Origin of the sequence: Canibacter oris, assembly GCF_014197205.1 — a bacterium.
In the GTDB taxonomy this organism is placed as follows: domain Bacteria; phylum Actinomycetota; class Actinomycetes; order Actinomycetales; family Microbacteriaceae; genus Canibacter; species Canibacter oris.
This window is the reverse complement of record NZ_JACIFD010000009.1, coordinates 66,759-83,007: the sequence shown is the minus strand read 5'-3', so window position 1 is coordinate 83,007 and position 16,249 is coordinate 66,759. Positions and strand designations below refer to the sequence as shown.

The 16,249-nt window shown below is 57.6% G+C and carries 15 protein-coding genes; 8 read left to right on the top strand and 7 right to left on the bottom strand.

The window, feature by feature from the left end; all coding sequences use genetic code 11:
* Window positions 1-139: 139 nt before the first annotated feature.
* Window positions 140-1,603, top strand: a complete 1,464-nt coding sequence (gene purF / locus F5897_RS05410; protein ID WP_183304766.1) for an amidophosphoribosyltransferase — start codon at window positions 140-142, stop codon at window positions 1,601-1,603.
* The gene (locus F5897_RS05405) at window positions 1,604-2,152 is read left to right on the top strand and encodes a GNAT family N-acetyltransferase (RefSeq protein WP_183304765.1); all 549 of its coding nucleotides are present in this window, start codon (window positions 1,604-1,606) and stop codon (window positions 2,150-2,152) included. It begins immediately after the preceding gene.
* Between the two features lie 219 nt (window positions 2,153-2,371).
* On the opposite strand, the gene tatA is transcribed toward F5897_RS05405, so the two are convergent.
* The 3 genes from tatA to F5897_RS05390 form a co-directional block, all read right to left on the bottom strand.
* Window positions 2,372-2,686: a Sec-independent protein translocase subunit TatA gene (gene tatA / locus F5897_RS05400; RefSeq protein ID WP_183304764.1), complete on the bottom strand. Its 315-nt coding sequence runs from the start codon at window positions 2,684-2,686 to the stop codon at window positions 2,372-2,374.
* Between the two features lie 78 nt (window positions 2,687-2,764).
* Entirely contained in the window at window positions 2,765-3,061 is a 297-nt protein-coding gene (locus F5897_RS05395; protein ID WP_124825127.1) for a hypothetical protein, read from the bottom strand.
* A gap of 130 nt (window positions 3,062-3,191) precedes the next feature.
* Window positions 3,192-3,581, bottom strand: coding sequence for a sterol carrier family protein (locus F5897_RS05390; RefSeq protein WP_183304763.1), 390 nt, complete (start codon window positions 3,579-3,581; stop codon window positions 3,192-3,194).
* 97 nt (window positions 3,582-3,678) lie between these two features.
* Here F5897_RS05390 and purD point away from each other — a divergent pair, with 97 nt between their 5' ends.
* On the top strand, window positions 3,679-4,923 hold the full coding sequence (gene purD, locus F5897_RS05385) for a phosphoribosylamine--glycine ligase (RefSeq protein ID WP_183304762.1): 1,245 nt from the start codon (window positions 3,679-3,681) through the stop codon (window positions 4,921-4,923).
* Window positions 4,924-5,014: 91 nt separating this feature from the next.
* On the opposite strand, the gene F5897_RS05380 is transcribed toward purD, so the two are convergent.
* Window positions 5,015-6,055, bottom strand: coding sequence for an SRPBCC domain-containing protein (locus tag F5897_RS05380; RefSeq protein WP_183304761.1), 1,041 nt, complete (start codon window positions 6,053-6,055; stop codon window positions 5,015-5,017).
* Window positions 6,056-6,134: 79 nt separating this feature from the next.
* On the opposite strand from F5897_RS05380, the gene F5897_RS05375 reads away from it, so the two are divergent.
* Genes F5897_RS05375 through F5897_RS05360 form a run of 4 tightly spaced genes read left to right on the top strand, consistent with a single transcriptional unit; the run spans window position 6,135 to window position 8,755 of the window.
* A complete protein-coding gene (locus F5897_RS05375) occupies window positions 6,135-7,022 on the top strand; it encodes a phosphoribosylaminoimidazolesuccinocarboxamide synthase (RefSeq protein WP_343048814.1) in 888 nt (295 codons plus the stop codon).
* A 46-nt stretch (window positions 7,023-7,068) separates the two neighbouring features.
* Entirely contained in the window at window positions 7,069-7,320 is a 252-nt protein-coding gene (locus F5897_RS05370; RefSeq protein ID WP_124825132.1) for a phosphoribosylformylglycinamidine synthase subunit PurS, read from the top strand.
* Window positions 7,320-8,018, top strand: a complete 699-nt coding sequence (gene purQ / locus F5897_RS05365) for a phosphoribosylformylglycinamidine synthase subunit PurQ (protein ID WP_183304760.1) — start codon at window positions 7,320-7,322, stop codon at window positions 8,016-8,018. The genes F5897_RS05370 and purQ overlap by 1 nt, the downstream gene beginning before the upstream one ends.
* Window positions 8,019-8,065: 47 nt before the next feature.
* The gene (locus tag F5897_RS05360) at window positions 8,066-8,755 is read left to right on the top strand and encodes a DUF4190 domain-containing protein (RefSeq protein WP_124825134.1); all 690 of its coding nucleotides are present in this window, start codon (window positions 8,066-8,068) and stop codon (window positions 8,753-8,755) included.
* A 53-nt stretch (window positions 8,756-8,808) separates the two neighbouring features.
* Here F5897_RS05360 and F5897_RS05355 read toward each other — a convergent pair whose 3' ends face one another.
* The gene (locus F5897_RS05355; protein WP_183304759.1) at window positions 8,809-9,927 is read right to left on the bottom strand and encodes a hypothetical protein; all 1,119 of its coding nucleotides are present in this window, start codon (window positions 9,925-9,927) and stop codon (window positions 8,809-8,811) included.
* Between the two features lie 153 nt (window positions 9,928-10,080).
* Here F5897_RS05355 and purL point away from each other — a divergent pair, with 153 nt between their 5' ends.
* Window positions 10,081-12,393 (top strand): phosphoribosylformylglycinamidine synthase subunit PurL, encoded by a 2,313-nt coding sequence (gene purL / locus F5897_RS05350; protein WP_221221307.1) that lies wholly within the window; start codon window positions 10,081-10,083, stop codon window positions 12,391-12,393.
* A gap of 169 nt (window positions 12,394-12,562) precedes the next feature.
* Here purL and tmk read toward each other — a convergent pair whose 3' ends face one another.
* Both tmk and topA read right to left on the bottom strand, forming a co-directional pair.
* Window positions 12,563-13,186, bottom strand: a complete 624-nt coding sequence (gene tmk / locus F5897_RS05345) for a dTMP kinase (RefSeq protein WP_183304758.1) — start codon at window positions 13,184-13,186, stop codon at window positions 12,563-12,565.
* Window positions 13,187-13,271: 85 nt separating this feature from the next.
* The gene (gene topA / locus F5897_RS05340) at window positions 13,272-16,097 is read right to left on the bottom strand and encodes a type I DNA topoisomerase (protein ID WP_183304757.1); all 2,826 of its coding nucleotides are present in this window, start codon (window positions 16,095-16,097) and stop codon (window positions 13,272-13,274) included.
* Window positions 16,098-16,249 lie beyond the last annotated feature (152 nt).

The following is a 16,249-nucleotide window of genomic DNA, read 5'->3' as shown; positions in this document are numbered from 1 at the left end:
GGAAATTGCATACGCTGATTTTTCGCTCACACCTTAATTCTATGCGAAACTAGAAGGGTGTGGTTACCGCTGTCGCCATAATTCCGACTGTGGTGAACACAATATTTTCCTCAATATTTGCTTATAGGAGAGCTAACATATGTGCGGCATCGTAGGAATGGTTGCAACCGAACCGGTTAATCAACAAATTTATGATGCACTGCTGCTACTACAGCACCGCGGCCAAGATTCCACAGGCATTGCCACAGCCGAGGGCACAATGTTTCACACTGTGAAGGTTAAAGGGCAGGTACGCGAAGCATATCGCACCCGTGATATGCGGTCGCTGCTAGGCAATATGGGGCTCGGACACGTACGCTACGCGACTCGCGGCGCAGCCAACAAAGAGCAAGAGGTGCAACCATTTTATGTCAATGCGCCGTACGGCATTATTCTCGTACACAACGGTAATCTCACTAACACCCGGGAGCTCACAGAAACTTTGCGAGGGGTGGATCGCCGCCACCTCAACACCTCCAGCGACACTGAGCTGTTGCTTAATGTTCTCGCCAATGAGCTGCAGCGCACCGCGACTGATGCTGATCTCACTCCGGAGATGATTTTTGCCGCGGTCACACAGCTGCACGAGCGAGTTGAGGGCTCTTACGCCGCGATTGCCCTGATTGCCGGGCATGGTTTGCTGGCGTTCCGTGACCCACACGGCATCCGCCCGCTGGTTTTAGGTCGTCGCACTGCAACGACCGGCAAAGATGAGTGGGTTGTTGCGTCTGAATCACTAGTGCTCGAATCCGGCGGCTACGAAATTATTCGCGACGTCCGCCCGGGCGAGGCGATTTTTATCACCGCAGACGGCGTGCTGCATTCACAGCAGTGCTGCACCAACGAAACTAACTTTATGCCTTGCGCGTTCGAATATGTTTATTTAGCTCGTCCAGATTCTACGATAGACGGCATCGGGGTTTACGATGCCCGACTGCGACTCGGTGAGGTACTCGCAGAGGAGGTGCAGAAACACTGCGACCTTAACGAAATCGACGTGGTGATGCCGATTCCTGACTCTTCTCGCCCAAGCGCAATGCAGCTTGCGCACACCCTGGGGCTGCCGTTCCGGGAAGGCTTCTTCAAGAACCGTTATGTGGGCCGCACCTTTATCATGCCTGGCCAGGCGGTGCGCAAGAAGAGCGTGCGCCAGAAACTCAATGCGATGAGCACCGAGTTCAAGGGCAAGACCGTGCTACTGGTTGATGATTCTATCGTGCGCGGCACCACCTCCAAGGAGATTGTAGATATGGCCCGCAGCGCCGGGGCGAAAAAGGTGATTTTTGCTTCCGCGGCGCCACCGGTTATCGCTGCTCACGTTTATGGCTTGAATATGCCAACCACCAACGAGTTAATTGCCCACAGTAAGACCGCGGCTGAGGTTGCTGCAGCAATCGGCGCCGATGCTGTTGTCTATCAGACGGTTGAAGGGATGTGTCGGGCAATTCTCACGGGGCAAGACGCGGTTAAGGAGCTAGAGGTCAGCTGCTTCACCGGAGAATATCTTGCCGGCAACATCACCTCAGAGTACCTGTCCTGGCTCGAACAGAATCAGAGGAGCTAAATGTCTTCAGAACTTGCAGCTTTTCATCTCCGCCCGGTGCGAGAATCTGACGCCCCGGCCATACTCGCGGCTTTTAAAGATCCGGAGATGAGCAGGCAAGGCGATGTGGTGGATCACGCCACCGCAACCACCTACGCCGCCCATCTAGCCGCCAACCCCACGGCCTTTGCTATTGCCACGGACACTGAACTGGTGGGGGTCGTGGCACTGTCTGCAGATCCGGAAAATAAACTCGGCTGGTGCTGGTATTGGATTGCCGCGCCCTACCGGGGGCAGGGCATCACATCTGCCAGCGCCAGAACGCTGGCGAACTGGGCCCTCACCACAGGCGGTTTCTATCGGCTGGAATTAGGGCATCGGGCTAACAACCCGGCGTCCGGTAGAGTCGCGGTAGCAGCTGGGTTTGTGCAAGAAGGCTTGGAGCGCGAAAAATTCTTAATCTCCGGAATCCGGTACGATGTCTTAACCTATGGCCGTCTGGCAACTGACCCGGTGCCCGCCGGACCGGTTTTGGAGCTAGAACCACACCCGGATTTTGTGGCTCTTTAGCACCTGCTGCGACTCTCACTACCGAGCTGCCAGTACTGGGTCTTTGCCCCCGCACACGCATTGACGCAAAGCGTATGCACCCGCGTACACGCAACCCCCGGCAACGCATTGCCCGCAGCCGCACCAATTCGGGCCAAGCTCGCCCGCAGGGCACCGCAAAGCGCAAAACAAAGACCGCGCAGTTCAACAGCTCTGCGCGGTCTTTAAAGGCTTATGTGGCTAGGCAGCCGGGTTTTGCGACTGCTGGCCGGTCGCCGGAGCGGGGTTGGCCTGCTGCGGCTCTGGCGCTGACGGTGCCTGTGGCACAACCGGCGGCTGTGGTGCGGCAGGTGGCTGCGGTGCGGCAGGCGGCTCGGGGCTTGCCAGCGGCTGCGGCGCTTTTTCGTCGTCAGACAGCTCGCGCACCTCTTTCTTCAGAATTTTCATTGACTGCCCAAGGCTCTTAGCGAGACCCGGCAGTTTCGGGGCACCGAAAACCAGCAGAATCACCAGCAACAAAATGAGCAGGTGGGCACCGCTTAAGTTTCCAAACATATCTGACACGCTCCGTTCAAAATAAACTGACTGAAATTCTACCCCACCAGGCTTGGTAACAGCCGTGTGTTTTGCGGCTTACTTCACCTCAGCCCGCACCGCAGTTGCGGTGCCGCTACGTTTTTTCGCAAGCCGCGTCAACACCAGCGCCAGCAACGCTCCCGCCAAAAGGCCCAGCGCAGCGCCGATAATCGCCATGAATCCGGCAATCTGCCCGAGCGTGTAGAACCCCTCAGGAACCACTGGAAACAGCACCGTGATGAGCACCGCAAGCACCGCACCGAGGCCGGCGCCCAAAAGCAGCAAGCGGTTAATCTTCACGGTGCGCTCAACCCGCACCGTCTCTTCACGTTTAATTTCTTGGCGTTCAGTCATAGTGTTTTAATTATCTCACTATTTAACCCCGCGCGAATTTTCCACAAGCTGTCGACTACACCACCTGCACGCACTTCTCCGCCGGCTGGCTGCTCCCCCAGTGCGGATAGCCACATCGGCATGCAAGTGGCTACACCAGGCGCAAAAGCGGCAGCACCGCACTTAAGTCAGCCCTGGTGCCGCTCGCGGTAACTGTGCCAGCAGCTACTTCCTGCTCCCACACTGTGTATCCAACTGCCAACCGCAGCCACACCGCGGGAGCCATCTCGACCACGTTTGGAGGAGTGCCGCGGGTGTGATCCACCCCTGCAATGCACTGCACCGCACCCCACGGCGGCACCCGCACCTCAACGCTGCGCCCAGGCACAAGCGCGCTAAGCTCTTCAAGTAGAAACCTAGTGGCAAGTGCCACCTGGGCAGACTCAGCCGCCGTCAACTCAGGATCGGTTGCTAACTGGACTGCCAGCTCTCGTGCTGCAGCAAGCCCATGGGCGGAGTCAATTTTACGTCGCACTGCCATAGCACCAGCTTAGCAAGCAGCTCCGCCCCAGCCCGCAGACCGTGATAACAATTCCGTGCTCTGTCGCACGACGGCTTTTCTCCGCTAGAGTTGAAGTGTGAAAATTCTAGTTCTTGGTTCCGGTGCTCGCGAGCACGCTATTGTTTTGTCCCTGCTGAGCGAAAATAGCCACGAGATCGTTTGCGCACCCGGCAACAGCGGCATTGCTGCTTCCGGCGCAACCGTCACCACGCTTGACTACACCAACCCCGCTGCGGTTACCGAGTTCGTATCCGCTGGGGGGTATGACCTGGTGGTAATCGGCCCGGAGGCTCCGCTGGTTGCCGGCGTTGCTGATCCGCTGCGCGCTGCCGGTTTTGCAGTTTTCGGCCCGAATCAGGAGGCAGCTCAGCTGGAGGGCTCGAAGGCCTTCGCAAAAGATGTTATGGAGCGGGCCGGGGTGCCAACCGGTCGCGCAATTCCTGTCACGGTGGAGTCTGCGGAGCAGGTACTGAATGAGTTCGGCGCGCCATACGTCATCAAAGCTGACGGGCTAGCCGCGGGCAAGGGCGTCCTGGTCACCAGCGATTATGATGCTGCGGTGGCGCACATCGCAACCTGGGCTCCGCACGGCGAGGTGCTGGTGGAGGAATTTCTCGATGGCCGCGAGGTGTCACTGTTCTTCTTCTCTGACGGTGAGACGGTGCGCCCGCTGACTCCGGCGCAAGATTTTAAGCGAATTTTTGATAATGACGAGGGCCCTAACACCGGTGGCATGGGTGCTTACAGCCCCCTCAACTGGCTGCCGAGCGATTTTGTCGCCGAAGTAACCCGCACTGTGGCGCAGCCCACTATCGACCAGTTGGCGGCGCAGGGCGCCAAGTTCCAGGGCTTGCTGTACTGCGGCCTAATTGTGACGGCACAGGGCATCCGCGTGATTGAGTTCAACGCCCGGTTTGGCGATCCTGAAACCCAGGTGGTTCTGACCCGCTTGAAAAGCCCGCTCAGCGCTTACCTGCTGGCGAGCGCCAACGGCACCCTGGGCGAATTGCCTGATCCAGAGTTTTATGACGAAGCAGCGGTCATCGTGGTGCTAGCGAGTGAAGGATACCCGGGCGAGGTGACCCTGGGCGGCGAGCTCACCGGACTTGATGCTGCGGCTGCTGTGCCAGGGGCGCACCTGGTGCACGCGGCTACTAAGCAAGATGAGCATGGTGTGTGGACCGCCACAGGAGGCCGGGTGCTAGGAGCAGTCGGGCGCGGGGCAGATGTGGCTGCGGCCCGAAAGGTTGCTTACGCGGCACTGCGCTACATCAAACTGCCGGGCAGCCAGTACCGCACCGATATTGCTGCACGCGGTTAACAGCGCAAACTTTTGTGGCCCGGCCTGTTGTTTCAGACCGGGCCACATTTATAATCCCGTGCCGCGCTATCCGGCGAGCTTAGGCTCGTGGTTACAGCTGCCACCATTTACGTTTTGGCAAGTCTCGCTGTTTTTGTAAAGTTGGATCTGGCTTCCCTTGCTGTTGCTCTGGGGCTGCAGCCGGACCGCCAGTGACGAAAGACTCCCCGAAAAGCTCGGCGAAAGCGTCTTGTTCTGCTGTCGCAGGTGCAGCCGCCGGCGCAGCGAAATCCGGCTCCGCTGCTAACAACTGAGCTTCTTCTACCTGTTCAGACTCGGGCAGTGACACTGCCGCGACCTCATCCATGTCAGACAAAACCGTTTCATCAGACTCATCGAAGTCAGGCAACGGGATATCTGCCACCTCGGCTAACTCTGATTGCAGCTCCCCTGCTGCATCGCCAATGACTGGCTGTGGCTCTCGCGGTGCCTCTCCTAGCTCGGGCAGTGGCTTTTCCTGAGGCTCATCAAAATCTGGCAGCAATGTTTCTTGTGCTTCAGTATCAGGCACAGGGTTGCCAGGAAGCGCAGACTCTATGCTTAAAGCAGAATCCGCATCCGGCGCAACCGCTGCACTCAGCCCTGGCTCTACGCTCTGCGCAGTTTCATCTTGCTCAGCGGCTGACACTGCGACTGATTGATCCGCCTCCGCAGCAGCAGCCAACGCTGCCTCGTGCTCCGCATACAGCTCCGGCACTGCCACCTCCGAAAAATCAGCGGCGGCTAAAGTCTGTAGCGCCTGGTTCCACTGCTGCTGCGCCGCAGCTGCAGCTGCAGCACCCTCACGCAACGCATCGAAACCAGTCTCAGTAACTGTCACTAGTGTGCCAGAGCTCACAGTGCGCAAAGTCAAAATCACAGAGGTGGGCAGCTGCTCCGCCTCAGCCCACTTAAAGCCCAACACATGCCCACGGATAAACACGTCTAAAACGCCCTGCTTGTCTCCCGTACTGACCACAGCTGCACGCGCCGCACCAAACTGCAACCCGGCGAACCACTCGCTCCGCCGCGCTTCGTCAACAATAAAATGCCAAACTGTCTCACGCGAAGCCGCAACCTGCTGCCGCGCCACAACCGGGCCAAGAGGAATCATCTGCTTGCTCCTTATCAATTTAGCTTCTATTTTACTTCGACCGCTCCTATCACTGGCTCAAAACTGGCAAAATATAATTGTGACTTCTGCAACCTCAAATAACTCAGAATATCCGGGCTGGCGCCACCTGGCATCCGGCAAAGTTCGCGAGCTTTTCGTTCCGGAAGACGGCGACAGCTCCAAGATGCTGCTTGTCGCCAGCAACCGCATCAGCGCGTTTGACCATATTTTAGAGCCCGAAATTCCTGGCAAGGGAGCACTGCTAACACAGCTTTCTAACTGGTGGTTTAAACAAATTCAGTTGCCTAATCACTTGTTGCAGGAGAATGCTCCGGAACCAATTGCGACACGTGCAATGATTGTGAAACAGCTCAAAATGCTGCCGGTGGAGTGCGTGGTGCGCGGCGCCATCACCGGTTCCGGCTATCAGGAATACCTGCGCACCGGCGCAGTCTGCGGTATCACACTTCCTGCGGGTTTAAGCGACGGTGATTTACTGCCGGAGCCAATCTACACGCCTGCCTACAAGGCCCCGCAGGGAGAACACGATGAAAACATCACCTACGAGCAATCAGTAGCATTGGTGGGCCCTGAACTGGCTGCCCAGCTGCGTGACCGGTCGCTCGAAATCTTCGCCGCGGCGGCTGCCCGTGCGCGGCAGGCAGGTATCATTCTTGCCGATACCAAATTTGAATTTGGGGTGGATCCAGCAACCGGCGCGCTGACCCTCGCAGATGAAGTGCTGACGAGCGACTCTAGTCGTTACTGGGATGCAGCGGTTTACGAGGCCGGGACCGGCAAAGACCGATTGGCAAGCTTCGATAAGCAGATTGTGCGCAACTGGCTGCTAAAAAATTGGGATCAAACCGGAACTCCGCCGGAGCTCCCAGCAGAAATTGTGACCCAAACGCTGGAACGGTATCGCGAACTTTTCACCAAATTAACCGGCGAAAACGCTCCTGTTTAACGCTAAACTTATTACAGACATTAAGACACAGTTTGAGGAGACTGGCGTGGCAAAAATCATTGTTGAGGTAATGCCGAAGGCAGAGCTTTTGGATCCACAAGGTAAAGCAACCGCAAATGCTCTGCGGCGCGGCGGTGCCACCGAGTTTGTGGATGTGCGCATCGGCAAGCGTTTTGAACTCACCGTTGACGGTGAAATAACTCCAGAGATCCTCGCGAAGGCAGAGCAGCTTGCGGCTGACGTGCTTTCAAACGGTGTGATCGAAGACGTTGTTGCAGTAGCTGAGGTAGCTGCATAATGCGTGTTGGTGTAGTTACTTTCCCGGGTTCGCTTGATGACCGCGACGCGCAGCGGGCAGTGCGGCTCGGCGGTGCCACCGCGGTGCCGCTATGGCACGGTGATCACGACCTGCAAGGAGTTGACGCAATCGTACTACCGGGCGGGTTTAGTTACGGTGATTATCTGCGCCCCGGCGCAATCGCCGCGATTGCCCCGATTATGACCGAGGTGGTAGCAGCGGCTAACGCTGGTATGCCAGTGCTAGGTATCTGCAACGGCTTTCAGATTTTGGTTGAGGCACATTTGCTGCCCGGTGGGCTGATCCGCAATGCTCACCAGCAGTTTATTCGCCGTGATCAGAAACTTGTTGTTGAAAATAACAACACTGCGTGGACAAAACTCTACGCACCAAATCAAGAGATCACTATTCCGTTGAAAAACGGTGACGGTGGTTACATCGCTGACAGCGAAACTCTAAAACGCATTGAGGGCGAAGGCCTCGTTGCGTTCCGCTACACTGAGGTGAACCCTAACGGCTCACTCAATGACATCGCCGGCCTCACGAACGAGCGTGGCAACGTTGTTGGGCTGATGCCTCACCCAGAACACGCTGTGGAGCCTGGCTTCGGGCCGAACACCCCCGCCGCAATGCGCAGCGGGCTAGACGGACTGAAGATGTTTGAGAGTGCCGTAGCAAGTTTTGCGCATGCGCTCTAACGCAACACAGTAAGCATCCCCCATATTTCATAAAAGAAGGAAACAACATGGAAACTCCAAACACCTTCCCACAAGGTGAACAGCCACAGGCTCAGCAGCCCGGCTATCTGCCACCTCAGCAAGCACCTCTGCCACAGAATGAGAAGACCAACGTCATGGCAATTGTTGGCTTCGTACTGTCATTCTTCGTGAGCCTGGTTGGTGCGATTCTGTCACTGGTTGCGCTGTCACAAATCAAGAAAACTGGCGAAAAAGGCCGTGGCCTGGCTATCGCTGGCGCAATCATTGGTTTCGTTGGCACCATCCTGACCATCATTTACGTGATTTTCGCACTGGTTATCACCGCTGCCGGCGTAAATGCTGCGCTGAGCAGCTCAAACAGCGACACCAGCATCACCAGCAGCGACACCAGCAGCACTACCGATAGCAGCGACAGCAGCGTTTCGTTGCCGGGAAACAGCAGTGACCCATACTGCATCGCGATGAAAGACTTCATCGAGTATGCAGCAAGCATGGACACTTCTGACGCTGCTGCCTCAATCGCTGGTTTCACCGGCAAGCTGCAGAGCGTTTCAGCTTTGACCGACAATACATCTTTGAAGAGCCAAATTGACGACACTCTGAAGGTGCTCAACAGCGGCTCTATTAACGACATCAGCACCATCGACGAAAGCAAGCTGTTTGACACTATGCAGCTTATCGGCGCTGACTACACCGAGAAGTGCCTCGACTTCTAAAAGCACATAAAAAAATAACGGCAGGTTTCCTGCCGTTATTTTTTTATGTGCAACTAATCACGTAGTAAGTGCGGCGGGTATGGCGCACCTGGAACGCTGAAATCTGGCTGCCCGTTTGGCAACGCTGGCAGTGGCCGTCCGTCAGCGAAAGTTGGCCATGGCAAAAGACCCTGTCCCGCGGCCACCACTTGCTCTGGTGGCTGCACGATAGGAGCTGCTGGACTCACTGGAGCAGACTGGTTAGCCGGAGCGACAGCAGTTGGAGCCACAGTTTGGGAAGCAGGGGCCGCAACACTTGGCTGCGCTGCATGCGCCGCAGTAGTCGGAACGGCGGCAGTTTGATCCACTGCTGTCTCAACGACAGCAGCCGGAACCGGAGTTCCAGCCGCAACTCGGTTAATGCGCTGTGCAGCACGGCGCTCCGCCAACACCTTAGCATTATCGCGAGAAGTGCGAATCACAATCACCAAGATCGCGGTGATTGCCAGGAACATTGCGGACAGCACCAGCACCGCCACAATTGAACGCCAGTAGAGGTCGTGTGGGTAGAAGCCGAAAGCCTCAAAATGCGGTACCAGCACCGTCATAGCAGCTGCCACAAGCAGCAATGCTGCGCTCGCGATTGCAGACCTGAAGGCCCAAACACCGCCCGCGAACTCGGTTGTGAGACCACCGAACCACAGAATCAGGGTCGCAACCCAGAAGGCGATACCCATGCCCGCGAAGAGCAAGAAAATATAGCCGTGAATTTCGAAGCTGTAGTCCCGGTAAGCGTAGCCGTAATAATCATATTCAGACTTCGTATAAACCAGCCCTACCGCCCAGGTGTGCACAAGACCCGCAACCAGCACAAAACTGCTGACCGCGAAACTGAGCGGGGTAAACCATGCCGGCATCCGCTGCATTTTTGCACTCAGCAATGTCGTGGCCACAAAGAAAGCGAAAAGAGCAAAGGTAGCTGTGGCACGCGAACCAACGTTTGCCACAGGATTCAACAGCACCAGCACAACACTGGCGATGCCCGCCACAATCAGGGCAATAATGCTGATTTTCACCAGCGGAGTGATAACCCCTTTAGTGGTTGTGGTGGCTGGCTGCTGCAAAGCTGTGGAGGAAGCCTCGGGGCCAGCCGGTACGACCAGACCCTGTTCGGTATTTTGTGTATCAGTCATATTCCTATCATGCCAAATTCGGCTGGGTTTCGCACCGAAAAATTCCCCCAAGTGGCAGCATAAGCGCCCAAATATTTTAGAAAAAATGAGTTTCGAGAGTTGCAATCGCAGGTAGAATAGTGACAGTATGACTTCTTAGCTTGGGAGAGCATTTTGACTAACCAAATTCCGGCTCCAGACAGCGTTGCAGACGCACTTGCCACACCTGATAAAGCTCAGCCGTACGATCAGCTCGGGCTCACCGCTGACGAGTACGAAAAGATTCGTGAGATTTTGGGACGTCGCCCAACCAGCGGCGAGCTCGCAATGTACTCGGTGATGTGGTCAGAGCACTGCTCCTACAAATCTTCCAAGAAGTACCTGCGGATGTTCGGCAAAAAAGTCAACGACAAGATGCGCGAGCGACTGCTAGTCGGCATGGGCGAAAACGCCGGTGTTATTGATGTCGGTGAGGGGTGGGCGGTGACCTTCAAGGTTGAGAGCCACAACCATCCTTCATACATTGAACCGTTCCAGGGAGCTGCAACCGGCGTTGGTGGCATCGTGCGTGACATTATCTCTATGGGTGCCCGTCCGGTTGCGGTAATGGATCAGCTGCGCTTCGGCGACATCGACCACCCAGACACCGCCCGCGTGGTGCACGGCGTGGTTAGTGGCATCAGCTCGTACGCTAACTGCCTCGGTCTACCAAACATTGGCGGCGAAACTGTTTTCGATAGTGTGTACCAGGCCAACCCGTTGGTTAACGCGCTGGCTGTAGGCGTGCTGCGGCACGAAAATCTGCGCCTTGCAAACGCTTCTGGTGTCGGTAACAAAATTGTGCTGTTCGGAGCTCGCACCGGCGGTGACGGTATTGGCGGCGCCTCGATTCTCGCCTCCGACACCTTCAGTGAAGAGGGCCCAACCAAGCGCCCGGCGGTGCAGGTTGGTGATCCGTTCGCGGAAAAGGTGCTTATCGAGTGCTGCCTGGAGCTGTTCCACCAGAACCTAGTTGAGGGCATCCAAGACTTGGGCGCGGCAGGCATTTCTTGCGCCACCACCGAGCTGGCGGCAAACGGTGACGGCGGCATGTACATTGAGCTTGATAACGTGCTGCTGCGTGACCCGTCGCTGACAGCGGAAGAGATTCTGATGAGCGAAAGCCAGGAGCGCATGATGGCGGTTGTGGCTCCAGAAAACCTTGAGAAGTTCCTTGAGGTCACCAAGAAGTGGGATGTTGAGACCAGCGTTCTCGGTGAAGTTACTGACTCAGATCGCCTGGTCATCAACTGGCAGGGCGTAGAGATTGTCAATGTGGATCCACGTACCGTCGCGGTCGACAGCCCAGTTTACGATCGCCCAGTGGCATACCCACAGTGGCTCGATGCACTGCAGGCAGACAGTGCGGCCGCACTGCCGCGCGCAGCTAATGGCACCGAACTAGCTCAGCAGCTGGTAGCGGTGGCTTCCAGCCCAAACCAGGCAAGCCCCGAGTGGATCACCAACCAGTACGACTCTTACGTGCTAGGCAACACCGCGCTGACCTTCCCAGATGGCGCGGGTATGATTCGCGTTGACGAGGAGAGCGGCCTGGGTGTTGCAATCTCTACCGACGCCAACGGCCGCTACTGCCAGCTTGACCCTTACGCTGGCGCCCAGCTCGCTCTCGCCGAGGCATACCGTAACGTTGCGGCCAGCGGCGCGGTACCAACCGCAGTAACTGACTGTCTCAACTTCGGCAGCCCAGAGAACCCAGAGGTGATGTGGCAGTTCGTGCAGACCGTTGAGGGTCTGTCTGATGCGTGCCTCGCCCTAGAGGTGCCGGTTACCGGTGGCAACGTGTCTCTATACAACCAGACCGGAGACACCCCGATTCACCCAACCCCGGTCGTTGGTGTGCTCGGCATTATTGATGATGTGGCACGCCGGGTACCGAGCGGCTGGCAGGATCAGGGCGAAAATCTCTACCTTCTTGGCACTACCCGCAATGAGCTTGACGGCTCCGCTTGGGCTGGCACCGTACACAATCACCTCGGTGGCAAACCGCCGGTCGTAGATTTGGCGGCTGAAAAGAACCTTGCGGCACTGCTGCACTCTGCGACCCAGAGCGGCATTGTTTCCGCTGCAGTCGATCTATCCGAGGGCGGTCTCGCGCAGGCGCTGGTTGACGGCTGCCTCCGTTTCGGGGTGGGCGCGCGCGTCTGGCTCAGTGAGCTACTGGAGCGTGACGGTGTAGACACCACCGCGGCGCTGTTCAGCGAGTCCCAGGGTCGCGTGCTGGTTGCTGTGCCACGTGAAGAAGACGTCAAGTTCCGTGGCCTGTGTGAGGGGCGTGGCTACCCGGTGCTGCGTCTCGGTGTCACCGACGGTTCCGGTGCCGGTGCAGCGCTCGAGGTACAAGATGAGTTCACCCTGCCGCTGAGTGAGATTCGTGATGCACACCGCGCTACCCTGCCGCAACGCTTCGGCCCTGTAGTAGGCGGTTAAATAGCTGGCGGCGCCGGTAACTTCCTCTTTAATATCGGCGCCACCGCCTCACTGTAAAAGGTTTCGGCCCCGCGCGTAATGTGGCGGGGCCGAAACCTTTTTTGAAACTGTCAGCGCTGCCGGCACCGCATGCTGTGACTTACTTATCCTGTCCTGCGCTAAGGCACGGCTAGAGTAAGCCCATTGCGCCGAGTCTCGCGGTGATTTGAGCGTGCAGATCCACCATATCCATGGTGGCGTCAAGCACCAGGTAACGGTGTGGTGCGGCTTCTGCGTAGTGCAAAAACGCTTCCCTCACCACCCGGTGAAACTCTAGGCTCTCAGCTTCTAGGCGGTCTGCCTGCAAGCCGCGCTTGTCACGGCGGGCTGCGCCCACCACCGGATCGATATCTAACACGATTGTGAGGTCGGGTTGCAGCTGCCCGGTGCCCCACTCGCTCAGCTTTCTAATTTCCGGCTCACCGAGCTCGCGGGCTGCGCCCTGGTAGGCGGCGGAGGAATCAATGTAGCGATCTTGAATCACCACGGCGCCTCGGTGCAGTGCCGGGCGCACCAGCGTTGCCACGTGGTGGGCGCGATCAGCCGCGTAAAGCAGAGCTTCGGCGCGCGGATCCACCGCCTCACCGTGTAACAGCAGCTGACGAATTTCTTGCCCCAGCTTGGTACCGCCCGGTTCGCGAGTCTGCACCACCTCGCGCCCGTGTTTCTCAAGCGCTTGCTCAAGCATCAGCGCCTGCGTGGTTTTACCCGCGCCGTCGCCGCCTTCAAAGACGATAAAAAATCCCTGCGTCACGCTTCAACACCCCTGCTCTGCAAACGTTGGCTTTCACAGCCTTGCTCCAGCTCGTCCACTCCTGCCCCAGTCGCCTCTGCTGACCTTAGCCCGCCGCCACCGCAGCCTGCTGGGCCGCCTCTGCGGCAGCTTTCTTCGCAGCGTTCGCTTTACGCGTTGCCGCGGCTTTCTTTGCAGCTGCGCTGCGCACCGGATCTACTGTTTTTTTGGTCGTGGTTTTGCGCGCTACCTTCTTCTTCGCGGTAGCGGTCTTCGCCACGGTCTTCTTCGCCGGCGCTTTCTTGGTGCCGCGCTTTGCCGGGCCTTTGGCACGCTTAATCGCCAGCAGCTCCACAACCCGATCAAAGGTCAACTCCGCAATGTCTTCCCCCCGCGGTACCGTGACATTGGTGACTCCGTCGGTGATGTACGGCCCAAAGCGGCCGTCTTTCACCTTAATCGGCTTCTCGCTCACCGGATCGTTATCGAACTCTCTCAGGGGCGCTGCCGCCTGCCGCCGTGCGCCATACTTCGGCTGCGCCAACAGCTCCAAAGCACCCGGCAGATCAATACTGAAAATAGCTTCCTCATTCGGCAGAGTGCGGGTCTCAGTACCCTTCTTCAGGTATGGGCCAAACTTCCCGTTCTGCGCCAAGATCTCTTCGCCGCTTTGCGGGTCTGCGCCCACAACCCGCGGTAGGCTGAGCAGCTGCAACGCGGTTTCAAAATCAACGGTTTCCGGAGACATGGTTTTAAACAGTGACGCGGTCAGCAGCTTTTCACCCTTTGGCAGTTTTTCGTCTGCCCGCAGCTGCTCGGTGACATATGGCCCGAATCGCCCGTTTTTCGCCACAATATTGCGCCCGGTTTCGGGGTGCACTCCGAGCACTCGATCAGCAGCCGGCTCGGCAGCTGCGAGCTCCAGGGCTTTGGCTGCGGTGAGTTCATCAGGCGCGATATCCGCCGGAAGTGACACTGCACGCGGCTTCAGGGCACCGGTTTCATCCCGTTCGCATTTGTCATCAAGCACTTCCAGATACGGCCCGTACCGTCCGTTACGCAGCGCAATATTATCCGCCAACTGCATTGTGTTAATCGCACGCGCATCAATCTCGCCGAGGTTATCAACAACCCCGCGCAGCCCCGGATGGTTAGCGGTGCCGAAGTAAAAGTCATGCAGCCACGCTGCACGATTGGTTTCGCCGGCCGCAATACGGTCAAGGTCGGCTTCCATCTGCGCGGTGAAATCGTAGTCAACCAGCTCTGCAAAATGCTCTTCTAGCAGTTTCACAACGCTAAAAGCGATAAAGCTCGGCACCAGCGCCTGCCCCTGCTTGGTGACGTAGCCGCGATCCATAATTGTAGACATGATTGCGGCGTACGTTGATGGGCGCCCCACCCCCAGCTCTTCGAGACGCTTGGTCAAGCTCGCCTCAGTGTAGCGGGCTGGCGGTGTTGTGGTGTGCGCTTTAGCCGCGGCATCACTCGCTTGCAATGCCGCTCCCGGTTCCAGCTGCGGCAACCTGGTTTCGCGGGTGTCAGCTGCCTGCTCGCCGCGTTTTTCATCGCGCCCTTCCTCGTACGCCGCAAGGAAGCCTTGGAAAGTAATCACGGTGCCGCTAACGGTAAACTCCAGCGGCGTCTCGGCGCCGTAAATCACGGTTTTGGCTGCGATTGTAAGAGTGTCTGTGGATCCCGCGGCATTTGCCATCTGGCTGGCAACTGTGCGCTTCCAAATCAGGTCGTAAAGTGACAGCTCGCGCGGGCTCACTTTGCCATGCAACGCACTAGGGTGGGTGAATTTTACACCGGCGGGACGAATCGCCTCGTGGGCTTCCTGCGCACCCTTCGCCTTGGTGGCGTACAGCCGCGCGGCTGCCGGCACACTCGCAGAACCGTACAGCTCGGTTGCTGCCGCCCGTGCAGCACTGGTTGCCTGCGCCGACAAGCTCGTGGAGTCGGTACGCATATAGGTGATAAAACCCTTTTCGTACAGCGACTGCGCCAGAGACATCGTTTCACGCGAGCTCAACCGCAGCTTCCGCGAAGCTTCCTGCTGCAGCGTCGAAGTGGTGAACGGCGCTGCAGGTTTGCGGGTGTAAGGCTTGGTGTCGCGTGCTTTCACACTGGCTGCGGTGTCGAGGTTGTCTACAATCTGCGCGGCAAGAGCTTCGTCAAGCAAGCGCACCGGGGATTTCTGCTGCAGCGCTCCGGTGTCGTCAAAATCTGCTCCCTGCGCCACTTTCACCCCGGCAACCCGGTGCAGTTTAGCGTTAAATGCCGCGGCTTCCTGGGCGGTAAAGTTCGCGGTAACACTGCAGTAAGCTGCGCTCACGAAGGCGATGCGTTCGCGTTCGCGATCCACCACCAAGCGAGTTGCAGCAGACTGCACCCGCCCCGCTGACAGCTTCGGCCCCACTTTGCGCCACAGCACCGGAGACACGTCATAGCCATACAGTCGATCCAGCACGCGCCGGGTTTCCTGTGCGTCTACGAGGTCGGTGTCAATATCGCGGGTGTTTGCAATCGCCTCGGTGATGGCGTCTTTCGTGATCTCATGAAACACCATCCGCCGCACCGGAACCTTCGGCTGCAGCACCTCTAAAAGGTGCCACGCAATCGCTTCTCCCTCGCGGTCCTCATCAGTTGCGAGCCAGAGCTCGTCAGCGTTTTTCAGCGCTTTTTTAAGCTCGGCAACGGTCTTTTTCTTGTTGTCTGCGACCACATAGTAAGGCGCAAAGTCGTTTTCTACGTCAACCGCAAACTTCCCGAAAGCACCCTGCTTTAAAGCCGCAGGAAGCGCCGCCGGCTCTGCGAGGTCGCGAATATGCCCAACAGAGGCCACAACTTCATACTCTGACCCTAGAAAGCCGCTGATGGTGCGAGCTTTCGTCGGAGACTCCACGATCACGAGTTTTTGTGTTGTAGACACCCTGCTCCTTAGTTGTTATCGGCTACTGGCAACCGCAGCGCACTGCTTGACAGCTGCACTGTATACCTAACAGTCTTCCATAAAATTCTAGATTTAAAAGATTTCTACCGGCTCGGCTCGCCAACAAGTGCCACTTTCGCCATAATTTTCAG